Here is an 18694-nt window from a genome sequence, read left to right as displayed (position 1 = left end):
AACAAGAATTATTAACCCTGCAACATACTCACATCTGCAATCGCATTAAATAAACCACGCAACTGCGCCAGTAAACGCAAGCGATTGGCTTTGAGTTTTGGATCTTCTGCCATCACCATCACGTTGTCAAAGAATGCATCAATCGGCTCACGTAACGACGCCAATTGAGACAAGGCATCGGTATAGTTATGTGCTTCAAGCAAAGGTTGTACTATTGGAGTCACCGTTTGCAGTGCATTAAATAACGCGTATTCAGCATCTTCAACTAACAGCGAGGTATCCACATCACCGACAATCTGACCTTCTTTAGCCAAAATGTTGGCCACACGTTTATTGGCAGCAGCCAATGCCTGTGCTTCTGGCAAATTTTTAAAATGATTCACAGCTTTAACGCGATGATCAAAATCCAGTGGAGATTTTGGAGATAACGCCTGAACCGATTGAATCACATCAATGGCAACGCCCTGATCTTCATACATGGCACGGTAACGCGCCTCAATAAAGTTCAGCGCTTCATGTTGCGCTTTGACAGGCTCACGTAACTTGCCATGATAGTTTTCAGAAGCAATTTTGGTCAGTTCTACCAATGGCAAATCTAACTCTTTTTCAATCAATAGACGCAATACACCAATCGCAGCACGGCGTAAGCTGAACGGATCTTTAGAACCTGTCGGGGCTTGACCAATGCCAAAAATACCGACCAAGGTATCTAAACGATCTGCCAGTGCAAGCGCCGTACCCGTTTGAGTTTGTGGTAAAACATCACCTGAAAAACGTGGTAAATACTGCTCTGCAATCGCATCTGCAACTTCGCTTGGTAAACCTTCCAAACGTGCATAATAGGTTCCCGCAGTACCTTGTAATTCAGGGAATTCACCGACCAGTTCAGAGGTCAAATCGCATTTTGCCAAAAGACCTGCTTGCTCTGCGGCAGCACGATCACCATGAGTTAATATCGCGATCTGGCTTGCCAATTTGGCAATACGTAAAGATTTATCCCAGAGTGTCCCAAGTTCTGCCTGAAACACCATATTGGCCAATTTGTCTTTACGGCTGGCAAGCGGTTGTTTTTGATCTTGCAAGAAAAAGAATTCTGCATCGCTCAAACGTGGACGTACAACTTTCTCATTTCCTTCAATAATTTGAGTTGGATCTTTCGATTCAATATTGGAAATGGTAATGAAGTAGGGTTGCAGCTTGCCTTCACTATTGACCAGACAGAAATATTTCTGATTATCCTGCATGGTGGTAATTAAGGCTTCTTGTGGTACAGCAAGAAAGCGTTCTTCAAAACTTGCACGTAGTGCAACTGGCCATTCCACCAATGCAGTGACTTCATCGAGTAAGTCGTCAGGCACAATGGCAGTGGCATTGACTTCATCTGCCAATTGTTTCACTTGCTGCTGAATGGTGGTTTGACGTTTTGAAAAATCAGCCACCACATAGGCACTTTCAAGTGCAGTCAAATAATCATTGACATGATCCAAAGTGATCGCTTCAGGCGCATGGAAACGATGACCATAGGTAACATTGCTGGCTGAATGATCCTGAATCGTGGCTGGAATGACTTGATCATCTTTAAGTAATACGACCCATTTTACTGGACGGACAAATTCGGTACGACTTGCAGCAGAACGCATGCGTTTAGCAATCGGTAAATTGTCTAACGCCGTTTGTAGAATATTTGGTAATAATTCATCAAGGCTTTGGCCTTTGATGTCTTTGTAGTAGCAGACTTTCTCAACTTTACCAGCCTGAAAGGTCGATACTTGATCCGCCTCAATCCCTTGACCACGCATAAAGCCTTCAAGGGCTTTGGTCGGTTTGCCTTCGCTATCATAAGCAGCCTGAAGCGCAGGGCCATCAAAGCGTTTTTGTGTATCCGCCTGAGCGCCATCAACATCCACAATTTTTAAAGCCAAGCGACGTGGTGCAGCATAGGCTTCCACTGTTGCAAAGTTTAAGCCCGCATCGGTTAAACCTTTGATGGTTTCTGCTTGTAGCGCATCACGTAATGTTTTTAAACTTTTTGGTGGCAGCTCTTCGCAGCCAAGTTCAAATAAGACCGTATGTTGACTCATTATTTGTTCTCCGCTTTTTGCGCTTTGGCTGCATCACTTTCTGCTTGTGCTTTGAGTTGGGCTAAAACTTCATCACGTAAATGTGGCTCTGCCATTGGAAAGCCAAGTTCGGCACGCGCCTGAACATAACTTTGCGCAATGGCGCGAGCTAAAGTTCTTACACGCAAAATATAACGTTGACGCTCGGTGACTGAAATTGCGCCACGCGCATCCAATAAGTTGAAGGTATGCGATGCTTTAACCACTTGTTCATAGGCAGGTAAAGACAGTTTTGCCTCAATTAAACGAACTGCTTCTGATTCATAAAAATCAAATAATTCAAATAATTTCTCGACAGGGGCATATTCAAAGTTATAGGTCGATTGTTCCACTTCATTTTGGTGGAACACATCGCCATAGGTCACGGTTCCAAATTGACCTTTAGTCCAGACCAAGTCATAAACCGAATCAACCCCTTGTAGGTACATCGCCAGACGTTCTAAACCATAGGTAATTTCACCTGTGACTGGGTAACACTCAACACCGCCGACTTGCTGGAAGTAAGTAAACTGAGTGACTTCCATACCATTGAGCCAGACTTCCCAACCTAAGCCCCATGCGCCGAGTGTTGGAGATTCCCAGTTATCTTCGACAAAACGAATATCGTGAGTCAGAGTGTCAATCCCAATCGCCTTGAGGGAGTCTAGGTAAAGCTGTTGGATATTGTCTGGGTTTGGCTTAAGTACCACTTGAAATTGATAATAATGTTGTAAGCGGTTTGGGTTCTCACCATAGCGTCCATCTTTCGGACGACGCGAAGGTTGCACATAAGCGGCATTCCATGTTTCAGGGCCAAGTGCACGTAAGAAGGTCGCGGTATGGAATGTACCTGCACCCATTTCCATGTCGTAGGGTTGTAGAACGACGCAGCCTTGTTCGGCCCAATAGTTTTGTAGGGCAAGAATTAAGCCCTGAAAGGTATCAATATGCGATATGGCGCGACTCATGGTGCATCCACTAATAAAATCAAAGAAAAATTGCGTTCAAGTATAAGGATTTTAAAGGGGAGTGGCAAAGGTTCTGTCGAGTTCTTGCGAATAAAAAATAGCGGAGATTAAACTTCATCTTTTCTGCTGAATTTAGGCGTAGATTAGAGCTAAAAATAAACACAAAGGTTAATCGACATGGCCGACTTCAGAAAAATATCTAAACGATGGTGCGCGATATTCGGTGTCTTTGCCCTGATCATGCATACCCTTTCAGCTCAAGCGGCATGGTTGGCAGAGCGGCCACTTGCACAAAAAATAAAGCAAAAATTTGAACAAAGAACAACTGAGAACAATTCGCTATCATCACAATATCTTCAAGTTGATGCTATGCAGCGCAGCTATCAATTATATATCCCATCTTCTGCAAGGCAATCTGCTCGCCCAGTGGTGATTGCATTACATGGCGGAGGAGGCAATGCCAATCAAATGCTGAAACGCTGGCAAGCCATTGCACAACAACAAAACTTTATTTTAATTACGCCACAAGGCATAGGTGCAAATAGCAAAATGGGAACATGGAATGCATACGGTTGTTGTGGTCAAGCCGTGCAGAAGCAGGTAAATGATATTAAATTTATTCAGGTGGTTCTAAAAGATGCATCGCAGCATGCACTGCTTGATCCGCATCGAATTTATGTAGTGGGTTTTTCAAATGGAGGAATGTTGACGCATCAATTAGCCATCCACATGGGGCGACAACTGGCTGCTGTCGCGATCGTGTCAGGTGCATTATTTGGAGATGAAGCAATAGCAAAAGATGCAGTGCCTATTTTAATGATTCATGGTGAAAAAGATTCGGTGGTGCCTTTTCAGGGAGGAATAAGCCCAACTCGATTTGTTGCTAAAGCACAGCAACAACCGTTTCAATCGGTTGCTTATGCGATGAATTACTGGAAGACGGTCAATCAATGTCAAACAAAAGGCTTTATAGAGCAAACAGCACATTTTAGGATTGAAAAAAATCTAAACTGCAAAGCTGATGTCGTACTTTATGATATTGATCAGGGGCAACATGTCTGGCCAACTGCTGATCAGGCAGATGAAGGATTTGATGCGACGCAAGTGGTTTGGAATTTTTTCAAACAGCATGCACGTTAAAAGGAGGGAGAGATGACCAAGCTCAAAAATAGCTTATTTTTACTGAGCCTAATTTTCTTGGTAGAAACTGCAAATGCGCAGAATCCTGTTGAGTCAGATTTATATAGCCAATGCGTGGAAGAAACGATACAGAAGCAGCATTTTCCGAGTATTAATAACGCAGTGGTAGACGTCTGTAGTGGATACGCCAGAGGTCTTTATGAAAAGCAGATTGTACAATTGCTAGATCAGATCAAAACAACTGGAAGTCCTGAGCGATATAACAAGATTATGAAGTCACAGCAGCTTTGGAAACAATATGTCGATCAGGAATGTCAAAATGCAGGGGATTATATAGGTTCTCCAATGTATGGATTTTGTCCAATGCTTGAATATCAACATCGGGTAGAACAACTACAGGAATACATCAATTAAAATGATGAGCAAATTTTCTGATTCTCTTAAGATATAATACAAATACATTTTTAAGAAAAATCCGCTTATACTTTTGTAACTCAGGCAAGATCAAAACCTAGGTGAGCGGTGAGAGATATACAGCAAGATTGGCTTTCAGCCTTAAAACCAAATTTCAAGATTCTTCCTTTAAAAGAACGACTTTTTTGTAGCATCGGCGCATTATGTGGTTTAGCCATTTCTTCACTCATTAGCTGGTATGTCTTGGGTGACATAAATCCATGGTATATCGCGCCGATGGGGGCATCCTCTGTTTTGTTATTTGCTGTCCCATCAAGTCCTTTGGCGCAGCCGTGGAATATGCTGATCGGGAATACTATTGCTGCTACTGTGGGAGTCGCGTGTTCCACGTGGATTCCAGATTTAACGAGCGCATTTAGCTTGGCAGTAGGTCTCACTATTTTTCTGATGATGACTAGCGACTCATTGCATCCTCCCAGTGGCGCAGTTGCAATCACCGCGGTGTTAGGCGGAGAGGCTGTTCACCGTTTAGGTTTTAACTTTGTGATATACCCAGTGTTACTGAATTCAGTATTATTGCTGGCATTTGCCTTGTGTTTTAATCGATTGATTGGCCGACATTATCCTTATCCAAAACATCTTAATTCACGTTCTAAAGACCCGACACCGACACAAAAGGTCAGTATTCAGCCACAAGATATTCAACGTGCACTGCATGAACACACAGAGTTGCTCGATATTAGCCAATACGATCTGGAAAAAATCATCTTGGAAGCGCAGGAGCTAGCCCACCAACGCCAAGTCAATGTCTATCGATGTCAGGATATTATGAGTAAAGACCTTATTACACTCGATGAAAATGATGATATTCATAAAGCACTAGATAAATTTAAATACAATAATCTCATGAGCTTACCTGTTATTCACAAGGATAATCATATTGTGGGGACATTGGCTTTATATGATGTGGTGGAATGGTTTAAACGCGCGGCAGATCCGAGAGCTTCATGGGAGCATCTGGTCAAACAAATTATGAATCGCAAAGTGGTAACGGTGATGCCGTTACAACCTATTCAGGATTTGGTGCCTTATTTTGTGGAAAAATCGTTTAACTATATTCCTGTGGTTCAGGATCAAAAATTGATTGGAATTATTAGCCGTGCCGATATGATTGCCGCATTACAACAGCAGTTAGTGCATATTCAAGCATCATCAGGTTGATTGAGCATTTTTAGCCAAAAAAAAGCTACGATTGCATTTTAGGGGGATCACAATCGTAGCGACCAGAATAACAAGGTCAAATGATGTTGGGTTTAACGTCTCATCCGTTGTTCTTCATGTACTGTTCGAATGGGCTGCTGATAGCTTTGCTGATATGGCAGACGTTCAGTTTGTTTGGGCATAACCAACCATAAAATCAGATACACCAATATGCCAGGGAAAGCAGCACTCATGACCGAAATGATGACGAAAATAAGCCGTAATAAATTTGCATTCCAACCAAAACGTTCAGCAATACCGCCCATGACACCGGCGATCAAATGTTGTCGGTTAGAACGATATAAACCAGTATTGGCCATTCAGAATATCTCCTCAGATAAAAATAAATACATCTCCAATTTATGTTTTGGGTATGTAATTTATAAAATGGGGAAGATCTCAACGCTTTAAAGGTATATAAGCTAAAAAATCGTTATTTTATGTAAGCAAAATCACTGACTAAAAGCTGAAATAGATAAACTTGCACCAATTTCACGCAGAATTTGAATTTTTTAAATAAGATCAATCTCTCAGTGTGAGATCCAGAACATAATCATGATCTTAAATTTATGATATGGCGTTATTTCCCTGAAAATAGAGGAAAACGCTAAAGATACTCATCTATGTCTTATTCAAAAAACGCTTCGGTAAGGTTTACGTTGATGCAAACACGGTTGCTATTGGTGTTGTTATTCAGTCTCGGATTATCAGCATGTGATCAACATCATGCTCAGCCTGATATTGCATCAAGCGATCCTATGGCAGCGTCATCCGTTGCAGAAGATTCCGCTCATGATGACGAAGATCAGGGCAGTAAATTGGTGGATGTCGCTGGTCAGGCAACATTGCCAGTTGAAACACCGCCGAATCAGAAAAAGTCTACGTCATTGTCTCCAGAGGCATTGAAATATACTGGACGTTATCATGTACACATTCCTTGTTCTGATCCAGTTGCGCTTTGCAAAGAGCCTGAAGGACAGATTGATTATGTGATCAGCTTATTGCAGGATGGAACGGCTTACCGCCAAAGAATTAGTACAGGGCGGATCGTGATCGATGAAAGACAAAACACTAAAATATCTCAGCCAGATGCGTGGACAATCGATAGTGCTCAGAAAGAAATTAGTGTCAGTGTTTTTGGTGGAGGAAACCTTTATTTTAAAATTATCGACTCTGAACGTATAAAAACCGATCTGGATAAAATTAAAAATACAAATAATGGCGAAAACCGTAGAAATTTGGGTGAGAATTTCGTTTTACCTCAGAAAAGCCGTATCCTGACTAAGCTTACTGATTAGATGGAAATAGAAAGTAAAAGTAAAAAAAAGGATGCCTCAAAGGCATCCTTTTTGATCACTGGAGTTTTAACGAGACTTAGTAGTCAAAACTAAAATGCTCTGGTGCTAATGATGTTAATGCACGAGATGGTGTAACCATTGATTCAGCATGACCTTGTGCACGTGGCAACAAACGATCAAAGTAGAAATCTGCAACTTTAATTTTGGCTTTATAGAATTCAGGTGTTTCTTTACCGTCACCTGCTTCTAGTTTCTCAGATGCAATCACGGCTTGTTGTGCCCAGAAATAAGCCATCATGGCATAACCTGAGAACATTAAATAATCTACTGAAGCAGATGAAACGATGTCACGGTCTTTACGTGCAGCGAGCATGATGCGGACAGTTAAAGTATTCCATTGCGCACAGATTTTGGTGAGATCCCATGCAAAGCGACGCAAGTATTTGTTACGTGCATGACGGCCACAGAATTTTAAAATTTCAGCAGTATAGTCACGAACGACTTTACCTTTAGACGATAACAGTACTTTACGACCAATCAAATCGAGTGCTTGGACACCAGTAGTACCTTCATAAAGTGTTGAGATACGTGCATCACGAGCAATTTGCTCCATGCCCCATTCGCGAATATAACCGTGACCACCGTATACTTGCATACCATGATTCGCAGCTTCCAAACCAAGCTCAGTCAAGAAACCTTTTAGAATCGGGGTAAAGAAGCCCAGTTTGTCGTCATAGTCTTCAAATTTAGCTTGGTCACCTGTAATTAATGCGTCGGTCATTTTATCTGCAAGTTGTGCTGCATGATAAATCATTGAACGACCACCTTCCGCGATGGCTTTTTGAGTCAGCAACATACGACGGACATCGGCATGATGAATAATTGCATCAGCGACTTTATCTGGATCTTTTTTACCAGAAAGGGCACGCATCGACATACGATCTTTGGCATATGGTAACGCACCTTGGAAAGACAATTCAGCATGCGCGATACCCTGAACCGCTGTTCCAATACGGGCTGTATTCATAAAGGTAAACATCGCATGCAGACCTTTATTCACTTCACCAATCAGGTAACCTGTTGCACCGTCAAAATTAAGCACTGCCGTTGCAGAAGCTTTAATTCCCATTTTGTGTTCAATTGATCCACAAACAACACCGTTACGCTCACCTACACCGCCATCCGCAGTAGGGAGGAATTTAGGCACGATGAACAATGAAATACCACGTGTACCCGCAGGTGCATCTGGAAGACGAGCCAATACGATATGAATGATATTATCTGTTAAGTCATGCTCACCCGCAGAAATAAAGATTTTAGTGCCAGAGATTTTGTATGTGCCGTCTGCCTGTGGTTCTGCTTTAGCTTTAACTTGTCCCAAATCTGTACCACATTGTGGTTCAGTTAAACACATGGTGCCAGACCAAGTCCCTTCAACCAGCTTTGGCATGTAAGTCGCTTTTTGTTCATCTGTACCAAATTGCATGATGGTATTCATACAGCCCATGCTCAGACCTGGATACATGGTAAATGACCAGTTCGCCGTTCCCATCATTTCAGATTTGATCAGGTTCAATGACATTGGTAAGCCTTGACCACCAAATTCTTCTGGATAAGACAGACCTTGCCAGCCGCCTTGTACGAACTGGTCGTAAGCTTCTTTAAAGCCTTTTGGTGTTTTCACTTCACCATTGTCAAAATGACAACCTTCTTCATCACCACTTTGATTAAGCGGCGAAAGTACATTTTCACAGTAGTCGGCTGCGCCTTCTAAAATCATATCTACTGTATCTGCATCGGCATTTTCACCGTTAGATAACGTTTTATAGTGAGAAGCATAATCAAATACTTCATTCATTAAGAAGCGAATGTCACGGAGCGGGGCTTTATACGCTGGCATAGTCTTTAATCCTAAATTTAGAAATAGTTCTGGATTATCTGTATCGATGCTAGGGATTATTCCTACTCATCTTTAAAAATACATTGATACTCGGTTATGAAAAAAATGTCAGAAAAGCGAATTTTGTAGATTTGGACAAAGGCTTTTTGATGATTTTCTGATAAAGTCCGAGTGTATGGTTCTGATTTAAAAATAATCATATTAGGCTAGTAACTATAACTATATTAAAGGTGTAAAGCGTGAAAGTGCGTTTAAAATATTTAACATATTGTGTACTTGGTTTAAGTCTTTCGGGGTGCACTCAACATGTCATTAAAACCAATTCGGTGAATCAAACCGATCGTGAGCGTATCATTTCTGGTTTAAATGCAATCTATGAAACCCCAAGTTATGATTATTCTGGTCAATTTAAAGTCAACATTCAGCCAAAGCCGCAAAACAATACCGTAAAGAATGCTGCATCTGAGCAAAAACTTGATCAAAAGCTACAACAAAAGATTGATCGCTCTTTGCTTGAACAAGGAGTTCGCCTCTCTGCACAACAAAAACAACAGTTATATGGTGCAATTGCGCAACAAAGCCTACGTGCAAATAATCAGGGGTCTTTGGGTAATTTAGATAAAATGATGGATATTGGGATCAATATCCTCAACGATGTGCAGTTTAGTTACGATGGGTCGGTACATTATCGTGAACGAATGGGATCGTTCAATTTAACCGCACGTTATGAAAAGCCAACATTATTGGTACAGGCGAAATTGCCAATGATTTTGGATTTTAAAGATTATAAATTTTATACCAACTATTTTGCATTTATGCCGTATTTGGTTAATCGCGAAAATCAGAGCAATCTTGCTTATATCGATTTCTCCAAATATCAAAATATTTTTAAACAAGTTGATTTGAAAAAATTGGTGGAATATCTCAAAGCTTCAGGTGCGGTGTCTTATGTATTGGCTCAACCTGAACAGTTCCAGACCTTGCCGTTAAGTGATCAGGATAGATCAGCAGGAATTGTTAGAAAAATAAGTATAAACAGTACCTTAGAAGAAGTGATGTTGCAAACTGATCTTTATAATAAAGTCAATGCACAATATTTAACTCAGTCAGTATTAGGCTTTAAAGAAAACTCATTTGAGCAATGGGCAGATAACAAAGCAGCGGCATTGGCAACAAAAGCTTCCGAAACTTCTGCAAATCAGTCTCCTGAGCTTGAGGCGCATGATGCCAGTCGAAAACTGTACGCGATGGTGACTGAAAAATTAGGGGTTACAGAGTCCGATCTTGCTGAGCAGTCCGATCAAACGGAGGATGAAATTCAAGCAAATACTGATGTGTTATTACCTGATGCTGAAGATCATGACCTTAGCCAAAGTCAGGATTCGATGCTTTTAACTGAAGCGCAATGTACCGATTTGCAAAGATCTCAAAAATCGATGTTCTACGGTGATATCCATTATTGTCAAGAATATTATGGAATCGATCTGTTCGGCACCGCTCAAATCAGTAACAACGATCAGCAGATTCAACAAAAGAAATTAGAAAGCACGTTTGCAGCTTATGATCAAAATCAATTCATTGATGATCAAGCATTTAAAGCACTTTGGCTTAAACATCATTCTGAAATTGATCAAACTTTGCCCGCTGTCAAAGCGCGCACACCTTTGACGATGAATGTGGGCTTAGATGCACAAGGGCGTTTGGTCAGTGCTGATTATGACCTGAGTCTTTTATTGCCTCAAACCAATCGACGTATGCATTTTAATATGGAGATGCAGGTCAGTAATTATGGAAAAGGAACGCCCATTTCTCGTCAACAGCTTAAACAGGCAAAATCACTGAGTGAAGTGAGTAAGGGTTCTTTTCTTGAAAAAGTCGTGGGTGGTCTAACCCGGTCATTAGAGAATGAAATAGATACCACTACAAATGCTTCATGGTCATGGGATGAACAGCTTCAGCAATTGGCGGCGCAGGTTTATGAGCAAACGCATTCTTATGAAAAAACATTTAACGCCATTTTTATTGCTCATTTGAGTGCAAATGAGCCTGAATATGTGAAACATTTTTCTGCGCAAGATTTAAAAGATATTGCGCGGGTTTATGCGTATTGGTTTTCCGATGAAGATATTTATAACCCGCGAGGACAGGCACTCAAACAAATTCAGGCTTTACAGCAAAAGCATCATTTAGAGGCGGATGAGCAATTTGATCAAGAGCTGGGTGCTATGGTGGATGAGATTGTAACTCAGACAATGATGCAGTCAGGAGAACGGCAGCAGTGGCAGCAACTCAAGAAAAGCTATAAAAAAACCGCAACAACTGTTTGCAGTTCAGTATCAGGCCCTTTTTGAAAAACAGGAGGGTGTTGATTTATCAACGCGCCCACTGTTGATTCAGACCTCTAAAATCTTAGGGCAGGTCTTTGTAGATGCGCATCAACATAAACTGACTGAACAATCTTTACAGGGATTGACTCAACAGCATTTGGAATATATTGATTATCAATTATTCGAACAGCTCTATCGTCAGATGTTGACTGAATAAGAACCATATTTTTGAAATAGCAAGCTACGTTCCAAGATGGACGTAGCTTATTTATATGTTGATTTAATCATGTATTTACAGGAATTCTTTGATTGCTGGTTTAACACCATGCCAAATGGCAAAAGCTTCTACAGCCTGACCAACGAGCATACCAAAACCTTCAGCCGTTGGCACACCACGAGCTTTGGCTTGGTCAATAAAGGTGGATGGTTTGCCATAAGCCATTTCATAAGCATGATCAAATTTAAGCTTTGACGGTAACACTAATGCCTCGCCACTGAGACTGGCAGATGTTGCATTGATAACCAAATCATATTCACCTGAGAGCTTAGAAAGCTGCATCATATTCAGTTGAGCCTCTGGAACAGAAGATTCAAGATCACTGATTAATTGTTCTGCACGGGTGAGTGTGCGGTTGGCAATAGTGATCTGTTTTGCGCCTGCTTTAACCAAGGGATAAATCACGCCTCGCGTTGCGCCACCCGCACCCAAAATTAAAATACGAGTATTTTTGAGTGACCAATTTAACGCTAAAATGGCATCGACCAGACCTTGTCCATCAGTATTGTCGCCAAATAACTGCCCGTCTTTTTTCCACAAAGTATTGACTGCTTTGGCAATCTGCGCGCGCTCTGTAAGGACGTCACACATTGCATAGGCTTGTTCTTTAAAAGGTACAGTCACATTCATTCCTGAACCGCCCTGTGCAAAGAACTCAGTGACACTTTTTTCAAAACCATCCAAAGGTGCCAGACGCTTTTGATAACTCAATTCAATCCCTAATTTTTCAGCAAAAGCATAATGTAACTCTGGAGAACGTGATTGCTCAATCGGATTGCCAATTACCGCAAATTGTCCTGTCATTGCGAAGCTCCATCACTATCAAAAAATGGAATCACTATACGCTAAAAATGACCGCAAAATAAATGAGGTTTCTGCGAGATTGTTAGATGGCCTTTGTGCGTGCATTTGTAGCTTTATGATGTGTTTATGTTGCGAGTAATTGCCTAATTTTTTTGATCTGATCAAAATGTAAACGCTATTGGATATTTCTTCTTATAAATAATATCGCTTAATAATTTAAGTTGTGACACAACAAAAATGGAGAACAATAATGACATCAAACTTCAACCCGCTAGAGCTTCTGGCGGAGAGAGTGACACCGTTGGTGGTCGACCATAGTCAACTAGAAATCGATATCGATAAAAAGGCCTCATTACTTAAACAGTTTTACCCGATTATGCTGGCGTTATTTCATAAATTTCCTGACCGATTAAATAGCATATTACATGGCAGTCAGGCACCGCTACAGGAGTTGTTGGGAAATCATCAAGGCGTTTTAAATGAAATTCTGGATGCATTTTCAAAACATCATAGTTTACAGCCCGCAACGATCGAATCTCTTTTCAATCACGCGATTCCTCTCAGTGCCAGAGCATTGAAAGAGGAGGTGGGTGAGGAAAATATTGTTTCTTACATCGGTTCTTATCTACCTCAAATAACCAGTCAGCTGCCAGCATGGTCAGCACCTATTTTATCAGGTTTGGGGTTGGGCAGCTTATTTCATACGGCATCGGCGAGTCAGTCATTCAAAACACCACCCGCAGATTCATCGGGAGGCGGCTTTAAAAAGTTCCTGCCGTGGCTAGCTTTAATTATACTTGCCTTATTACTTTTATTGTTCTGGCGTTCTTGCCAAAAACAGACACCTGCACCGAACAGTGTCGCAGAGCCTACAGCAAGTTCTGAAGTCGCGCCAACAGTGGCTGCTACGTCTCCTGCATCCCTAAGTTTGACTTCTGGAACAGGAAATCAGGTTTTAGGTTGTCAGTCCAATGTGGGAGACAGTGGTCTTGCGTCTCTTCTACAGACTGGAATAGCCAAAGTCTTTGGTACAGGTGTAAATTGTAATATTGCCACAGATTCAGCCTATGCCACACAATTACCAGCGCAGGAGAAACTGGATGCCATTTTAAATCTGGTGAAAGAAGTTCCGAATGCAAGCATTGAGTGGGTGGGTGATCAGTTAACTGTGAATGCACCAGATGCAAATGCTCTAAAAGGTCTGATTGAAAAAATTAAAGCATTGGCGCCTGAATTAAATGTCGTTTCAGCAGCTCCTTTAAATGTTGAGCAGTCTGTAAATAACAGTATTGATGCGAGTACTCAAGCTTTAACAGGATTAAATGAATCCTCAAGTCCAGAGCAAATTGTACGTGCCTTAAATATGCAGATTATTAATTTTGCTAGCGGTTCTGCAACTATTCCAGATGCCAATAAAGCCGTGTTGGATCAGGCTGCTGGACTGTTGCAAAAAGTTCCAAATCTTGCATTAAATGTGGAAGGCTATACCGATTCAACGGGGAATGCTGAGACCAATAAAGCCCTTTCACAAAAACGTGCGCAAGCAGTTGTGGATTATTTAACTGGAAAAGGCGTAAGTAGTTCAAGCTTAAAAGCAGTAGGTTATGGTTCTGAACATCCAGTGGCAGATAACGAAACTGAACAAGGTAAGTTCCGTAATCGCCGGATTGAGTTTAAGTTGGCAGGTTCTTGATTTAAATAATATTTAAAATTTAAACATAGGTAAAAGTCGTCTGAATCAGGCGGCTTTTATTTTTGTGGATGCTTTAAATTTAGGGTATTTGGAGACTATGATTTACAAACAACAAGATGTGTGGAATTTTGCAGGGGGGATATATCGAAGTTTTGATCGTATCGGAATATTATGGATTACAAATGGATTCAATTTCTTCAATGAAGAAAATCACAGCAGCCAAAAATAAACCTATACCAGCAAGCACAGTCACAGAAATCGAAATACTATCTGAATAAACATTTTCATATTCGATGGTAATACCAGAAGAAATCACTACAGTAGCAATCAAGGCATATAAAACCAGCATACGATGCTTTTCTAAAATGTTAGACATAATATGACCCTTTCATTTTTTTAAATTAGATCAAAACAATATGAAATCAAGATGACAAACAGTTGCTGCTTTACTGTGTGGGGGCTTTTTTCAATCATGTAATGACATGAACTTTCATGTACTAGCAGCATAACGCATCACAGCAAACATTCAAGAGACGATTTAATAATAAATACTCTCATTTGCAAGTGAATATTACAGTTCTGCTAACCAATCATGAGGTTTTAGATAATAATCAGTGAGTTGCTTCTCAATGGAGTGTTCATCCCATTCTGGACGATAAGACCAAGCGGCAAGATTAGGAAGACTGACTAGAATTGATTCAATTCGTCCGCCTGTTTGTAGACCAAATAACGTACCACGGTCATACACTAGATTGTATTCAACATAGCGGCCACGTCGATATAACTGAAATTCTCGCTGTGCTTCGGTATAAGGCTGTTCACGATGTTTCTCAAAAATTGGAAGAATGGCGTCGAGATAACCATTGCCAACGGCTTTGATATAGTCAAAACAAGTGTCAAAATCCCACTGATTTAAGTCATCAAAAAATAAACCACCGATCCCACGTTGTTCATCACGATGTTTCAAATAAAAATAATCATCACACCATTTTTTATGTTCAGCATAAACATGTTCGCCAAAAGGCTGACACAAATCAAAAGCAGTTTGATGCCAATGTTTGATATCTTGATTGTCTGGGTAAAACGGCGTTAAATCAAAACCACCACCAAACCACCAGATAGGTTCCTGACCTTCAGGTTCAGCCACGAATAAACGGACATTGGCATGAGAAGTGGGAATATTGGGGTTTTTAGGATGAATCACCAATGACACGCCTAATGCTTGCGCTTTAGCACCTGCGATATTGGGATGACGTTGTGTCGCAGAAGCGGGGAGTTGGCGAATATCAATATGTGAAAACATCACGCCGCCTTTTTCGATCACTTCTCCGTCTTGCAAAACACGAGAGCGTCCGCCGCCACCTTCTGCACGTTGCCAGTCATCAATCATAAACTGTGCAGAACCGCCGCCGCGTTGTTCTTGTTGTTCTAATGCAGCACAAATCCGTGCCTGTAGGTCGAGTAAAAATTCACGTACTCGTAGAATATCAGCCGAAGTTGGATGCTGCATGAGGACCTCAAATGATCTTATTTTCTTTAGATGAAGCATAAAGAAAGCGTGAGAATAAGTAAAAAAGGATTTTATTCAGTCAATGAATAAAATCCCTTGAAATGTAAATGCGAGAATAACGTGAAATTAGAAATCATCTTTTTTATATAAATGATCCATACGTTCACGTTTAGTTTTCAAGTAATGCTCATTAAAAGGATTACGTCCAACCGTGAGTGGAACACGCTCAACTACATTGATCCCCAAATCAGTCAAAGCTTTTAATTTGAGAGGATTATTGGTGATTAATTTAACTGCTTTGACCTGCAAATGATCCAGCATAATGGTACACATATCATAGTGACGTGCATCCGCAGGAAGATTCAATAAAAGATTGGCATCGACTGTGTCGTGTCCCTGATCCTGTAAAGCATAAGCACGGATTTTATTGGTCAATCCAATACCACGGCCTTCCTGACGCAAATATAAAATAACGCCTTTACCCGTATCATTAATGAGCTGTTGTGTCGCCTGCAACTGCGGGCCGCAATCACATTTGAGTGAGGCAAAAGCATCGCCCGTGAGACACTCAGAATGAATACGCACCAGCACAGGTTCATTCGGCGCACTTTCTAAACCTTTGGATAATGCGACATGCTCTTCACCCGTTTCAGGATCTTGAAACACCGAAATATTGAAGTCACCAAACTTGGTCGGGAGTTTTGACGTTGCGACAAATTCGATAGCCACTAATTACATATCTCATCAGGAAAACGGCTAAAGTATAGCGTACTGGTCATATATTGGTAGAATTGAACTGCTGAATTTATGCATAATAATTTCTTTTTTGTATAATGCACACGATAATAGTTGATAAACAGTAAGATTATTCTGGATAATCTAGCCAACCACGCCGCAGGGAAAATTTCCATGCGACCTTGTTAGAAATGTGGCTGATTGAAGGTGACTTTAAATTCGATAAGATTATGATGTCATTCATCATATCGAATCCCATTTACCCAGCTTAGGATTTGCCAGGCTTAAAAAGGCTTTGCCACATATGTTGTATACCGAAATACCAACTCAACGCCCTGTTACGCCATTGTTAGATGAAGTTGATCATCCACAACAATTACGTCAGCTCGAGCAAGGCCAATTGACTCAAGTGGCTGATGAGTTGCGTCAGTTTATTTTATATGCGGCAGGACAAAGTGGCGGGCACTTTGGCGCAAATTTAGGTGTAATTGAGCTAACTGTTGCGCTTCATTATAGTTTTAATACCCCGCATGATCGTTTGATCTGGGATGTGGGTCATCAGGCTTATCCGCACAAAGCATTGACGGGGCGTCGTGAACAATTGACCACGATTCGTGCTCAACATGGTCTGGCTGCATTCCCTGCGCGTGAAGAATCTGTATTTGATACTTTTGGTGTTGGGCATTCTTCGACTGCAATTTCGGCAGGACTGGGTATGTCACTTGCGCGCCGTTATCAGCAAAATCCATGCGAAGTGGTGTGTATTGTGGGTGATGGCGCCATGACCGCAGGTATGGCTTTTGAAGCCATGAATGATGCTGTGGCACATGATGCAGATCTAATTGTGGTTTTAAATGACAACGATATGTCCATCTCCTGTAGCACAGGTGGCTTTGCCAAACATTTGGCAGCCATTTGGGAACATGGTCATTCAGTCAATATCAATGACGAGGGTGAGGCTTATGTACAGCCCCATCCACAATGGACATATAATTCACGGTTACATCAGTCTGCTACTGATGCCGCAGATAACTTATTTAAAGCCATTGGTTTTGATTATTTTGGCCCTTTTGATGGCCATGATGTCGAACAACTGGTCAATGTTTTCAATGCGCTGAAAAAACGTAAAGGACCTCGTCTGGTTCATGTCTATACTAAAAAAGGCAAAGGATTTAAGCCTGCCGAAGCTGATCCGATCACCTATCACGCCATTACCAAAATTGCACCAGTCGCGACTGCGCCAGCAAAAAAATTACCTCCAAAATATTCTGATGTCTTTGGGCAATGGTTATGTGATCAAGCGGAGCAGGATGATCGACTTTTAGCGATTACCCCCGCGATGTGTGAGGGGTCAGGCATGGTGAAATTTGCCAAGCAATATCCTGAACGTTTCTTTGATGTAGCGATCGCTGAGCAACATGCAGTCACCTTGGCTGCGGGCATGGCGTGTGAAGGCTTAAAACCTGTTGTGGCAATTTACTCAACCTTTTTGCAACGCGGTTATGATCAACTGATTCACGATGTGGCTTTACAGAATCTGGATGTGACTTTTGGTATTGATCGTGCGGGTTTAGTGGGTGAAGATGGTCCAACGCATGCTGGTGCCTATGATTATGCCTATATGCGTACTGTGCCAAACATGGTGATCATGGCACCTAAAGATGAAAATGAATGTCGTCAAATGTTGCATACCGCGTATTTACATCATGGACCTGCCGCAGTACGTTACCCACGTGGTAATGGAGTTGGCGTTGAAATTCAACAAACATTGACCGCGCTCGAAATAGGCAAAGCTGAAATTGTAGCGGAATACCACGCCGAATATGATGAACAAATTAGCATTCTAGCCTTTGGTAGTCGTGTGACGGCAGCTATTGAAGCGGCTATTCAACTCAGCAAAATGCATGATATTGGGGTACGTGTCATCAATATGCGTTTTGTGAAGCCGTTGGATGAACAAATCATTCGTGATTTCGCAGAAAAAACCAGTTTATTTGTGACAGTTGAAGAGCATGCGGTTATGGCTGGTGCAGGCAGTGCCGTAAATGAGTTTTTGGCCAAAGCACAAATCTTGAAACCAATACTGAACTTAGGCTTAGCTGACAGTTTTCTGGCTCAAGCCACACATGCACAGATGTTACAGAACTGTGGGCTAGATGCGGAAGGTATCCAGAAAGCCATAGAAAAAGTGTGGTTAAAGCTTGTACAGACAGCTTAAATTCTTCAGTTAAAAAAATCCTAACATTTTTTACCCAAAAGCGCGCTAATT

At 41.3% G+C, this 18694-nt stretch carries 16 protein-coding genes; 8 read left to right on the top strand and 8 right to left on the bottom strand.

Features of this window, described 5'->3' with window-relative positions:
* Nucleotides 1-11 precede the first annotated feature (11 nt).
* Complete coding sequence (glyS, locus tag I6L31_RS08390) at nucleotides 12-2081, bottom strand: glycine--tRNA ligase subunit beta (protein ID WP_005001973.1); 2070 nt, start codon at nucleotides 2079-2081, stop codon at nucleotides 12-14.
* Nucleotides 2081-3067: a glycine--tRNA ligase subunit alpha gene (glyQ, locus tag I6L31_RS08385; protein ID WP_004985249.1), complete on the bottom strand. Its 987-nt coding sequence runs from the start codon at nucleotides 3065-3067 to the stop codon at nucleotides 2081-2083. The genes glyS and glyQ overlap by 1 nt, the downstream gene beginning before the upstream one ends.
* Nucleotides 3068-3244: 177 nt before the next feature.
* Here glyQ and I6L31_RS08380 point away from each other — a divergent pair, with 177 nt between their 5' ends.
* The 3 genes from I6L31_RS08380 (at nucleotide 3245) to I6L31_RS08370 (ending at nucleotide 5842) form a co-directional block, all read left to right on the top strand.
* Entirely contained in the window at nucleotides 3245-4207 is a 963-nt protein-coding gene (locus I6L31_RS08380) for an alpha/beta hydrolase family esterase (RefSeq protein WP_004985250.1), read from the top strand.
* A 12-nt stretch (nucleotides 4208-4219) separates the two neighbouring features.
* Complete coding sequence (locus I6L31_RS08375; protein ID WP_004985251.1) at nucleotides 4220-4621, top strand: lysozyme inhibitor LprI family protein; 402 nt, start codon at nucleotides 4220-4222, stop codon at nucleotides 4619-4621.
* Nucleotides 4622-4729: 108 nt separating this feature from the next.
* Nucleotides 4730-5842, top strand: coding sequence for an HPP family protein (locus tag I6L31_RS08370; RefSeq protein WP_005001976.1), 1113 nt, complete (start codon nucleotides 4730-4732; stop codon nucleotides 5840-5842).
* A 92-nt stretch (nucleotides 5843-5934) separates the two neighbouring features.
* Here the strand turns inward: I6L31_RS08370 and I6L31_RS08365 are convergent, their stop codons facing one another.
* Nucleotides 5935-6201 carry a PspC domain-containing protein gene (locus I6L31_RS08365; protein ID WP_004985253.1) on the bottom strand — a complete coding sequence of 89 codons (267 nt, stop codon included), beginning with the start codon at nucleotides 6199-6201 and terminating at the stop codon, nucleotides 5935-5937.
* Nucleotides 6202-6543: 342 nt separating this feature from the next.
* Between I6L31_RS08365 and I6L31_RS08360 the strand changes: the two genes are divergently transcribed.
* Nucleotides 6544-7179, top strand: coding sequence for a hypothetical protein (locus I6L31_RS08360; RefSeq protein WP_004985258.1), 636 nt, complete (start codon nucleotides 6544-6546; stop codon nucleotides 7177-7179).
* A gap of 76 nt (nucleotides 7180-7255) precedes the next feature.
* Here the strand turns inward: I6L31_RS08360 and I6L31_RS08355 are convergent, their stop codons facing one another.
* Nucleotides 7256-9079 (bottom strand): acyl-CoA dehydrogenase C-terminal domain-containing protein, encoded by a 1824-nt coding sequence (locus I6L31_RS08355; RefSeq protein WP_004985260.1) that lies wholly within the window; start codon nucleotides 9077-9079, stop codon nucleotides 7256-7258.
* A 239-nt stretch (nucleotides 9080-9318) separates the two neighbouring features.
* Here I6L31_RS08355 and I6L31_RS08350 point away from each other — a divergent pair, with 239 nt between their 5' ends.
* Both I6L31_RS08350 and I6L31_RS18500 read left to right on the top strand, forming a co-directional pair.
* Complete coding sequence (locus tag I6L31_RS08350; RefSeq protein ID WP_004985261.1) at nucleotides 9319-11430, top strand: hypothetical protein; 2112 nt, start codon at nucleotides 9319-9321, stop codon at nucleotides 11428-11430.
* A gap of 37 nt (nucleotides 11431-11467) precedes the next feature.
* The gene (locus I6L31_RS18500) at nucleotides 11468-11623 is read left to right on the top strand and encodes a hypothetical protein (protein WP_154647387.1); all 156 of its coding nucleotides are present in this window, start codon (nucleotides 11468-11470) and stop codon (nucleotides 11621-11623) included.
* 75 nt (nucleotides 11624-11698) lie between these two features.
* Here I6L31_RS18500 and aroE read toward each other — a convergent pair whose 3' ends face one another.
* A complete protein-coding gene (gene aroE / locus I6L31_RS08345; RefSeq protein ID WP_004985264.1) occupies nucleotides 11699-12487 on the bottom strand; it encodes a shikimate dehydrogenase in 789 nt (262 codons plus the stop codon).
* Between the two features lie 250 nt (nucleotides 12488-12737).
* Between aroE and I6L31_RS08340 the strand changes: the two genes are divergently transcribed.
* On the top strand, nucleotides 12738-14180 hold the full coding sequence (locus I6L31_RS08340; protein WP_004985268.1) for an OmpA family protein: 1443 nt from the start codon (nucleotides 12738-12740) through the stop codon (nucleotides 14178-14180).
* Between the two features lie 169 nt (nucleotides 14181-14349).
* Here the strand turns inward: I6L31_RS08340 and I6L31_RS08335 are convergent, their stop codons facing one another.
* The 3 genes from I6L31_RS08335 to ribA all read right to left on the bottom strand — a co-directional run bounded on the left by I6L31_RS08335 (nucleotide 14350) and on the right by ribA (nucleotide 16419).
* On the bottom strand, nucleotides 14350-14556 hold the full coding sequence (locus I6L31_RS08335; protein ID WP_004985269.1) for a hypothetical protein: 207 nt from the start codon (nucleotides 14554-14556) through the stop codon (nucleotides 14350-14352).
* A gap of 195 nt (nucleotides 14557-14751) precedes the next feature.
* Complete coding sequence (hemF, locus tag I6L31_RS08330) at nucleotides 14752-15690, bottom strand: oxygen-dependent coproporphyrinogen oxidase (RefSeq protein ID WP_004985272.1); 939 nt, start codon at nucleotides 15688-15690, stop codon at nucleotides 14752-14754.
* Between the two features lie 126 nt (nucleotides 15691-15816).
* Nucleotides 15817-16419 carry a GTP cyclohydrolase II gene (gene ribA / locus I6L31_RS08325; RefSeq protein ID WP_004985274.1) on the bottom strand — a complete coding sequence of 201 codons (603 nt, stop codon included), beginning with the start codon at nucleotides 16417-16419 and terminating at the stop codon, nucleotides 15817-15819.
* Between the two features lie 310 nt (nucleotides 16420-16729).
* On the opposite strand from ribA, the gene dxs reads away from it, so the two are divergent.
* Complete coding sequence (gene dxs, locus I6L31_RS08320; RefSeq protein ID WP_004985276.1) at nucleotides 16730-18643, top strand: 1-deoxy-D-xylulose-5-phosphate synthase; 1914 nt, start codon at nucleotides 16730-16732, stop codon at nucleotides 18641-18643.
* Nucleotides 18644-18694: the final 51 nt, after the last annotated feature.

The sequence above is a fragment of the Acinetobacter septicus genome (assembly GCF_019355975.1).
In the GTDB taxonomy this organism is placed as follows: domain Bacteria; phylum Pseudomonadota; class Gammaproteobacteria; order Pseudomonadales; family Moraxellaceae; genus Acinetobacter; species Acinetobacter ursingii.
Note: the sequence above shows the minus strand (reverse complement) of the source record. Positions and strands in the feature narration are given on the sequence as shown.

Bases quoted from the DNA above. Each gene is read 5' to 3' on its own strand.
- glyS (WP_005001973.1), bottom strand. From the start codon at position 2,081: ATGAGTCAACATACGGTCTTATTTGAACTTGGCTGCGAAGAGCTGCCA.
- glyQ (WP_004985249.1), bottom strand. From the start codon at position 3,067: ATGAGTCGCGCCATATCGCATATTGATACCTTTCAGGGCTTAATTCTT.
- I6L31_RS08380 (WP_004985250.1), top strand. From the start codon at position 3,245: ATGGCCGACTTCAGAAAAATATCTAAACGATGGTGCGCGATATTCGGT.
- I6L31_RS08375 (WP_004985251.1), top strand. From the start codon at position 4,220: ATGACCAAGCTCAAAAATAGCTTATTTTTACTGAGCCTAATTTTCTTG.
- I6L31_RS08365 (WP_004985253.1), bottom strand. From the start codon at position 6,201: ATGGCCAATACTGGTTTATATCGTTCTAACCGACAACATTTGATCGCC.
- I6L31_RS08360 (WP_004985258.1), top strand. From the start codon at position 6,544: ATGCAAACACGGTTGCTATTGGTGTTGTTATTCAGTCTCGGATTATCA.
- I6L31_RS08355 (WP_004985260.1), bottom strand. From the start codon at position 9,079: ATGCCAGCGTATAAAGCCCCGCTCCGTGACATTCGCTTCTTAATGAAT.
- aroE (WP_004985264.1), bottom strand. From the start codon at position 12,487: ATGACAGGACAATTTGCGGTAATTGGCAATCCGATTGAGCAATCACGT.
- I6L31_RS08340 (WP_004985268.1), top strand. From the start codon at position 12,738: ATGACATCAAACTTCAACCCGCTAGAGCTTCTGGCGGAGAGAGTGACA.
- I6L31_RS08335 (WP_004985269.1), bottom strand. From the start codon at position 14,556: ATGTCTAACATTTTAGAAAAGCATCGTATGCTGGTTTTATATGCCTTG.
- hemF (WP_004985272.1), bottom strand. From the start codon at position 15,690: ATGCAGCATCCAACTTCGGCTGATATTCTACGAGTACGTGAATTTTTA.
- dxs (WP_004985276.1), top strand. From the start codon at position 16,730: ATGTTGTATACCGAAATACCAACTCAACGCCCTGTTACGCCATTGTTA.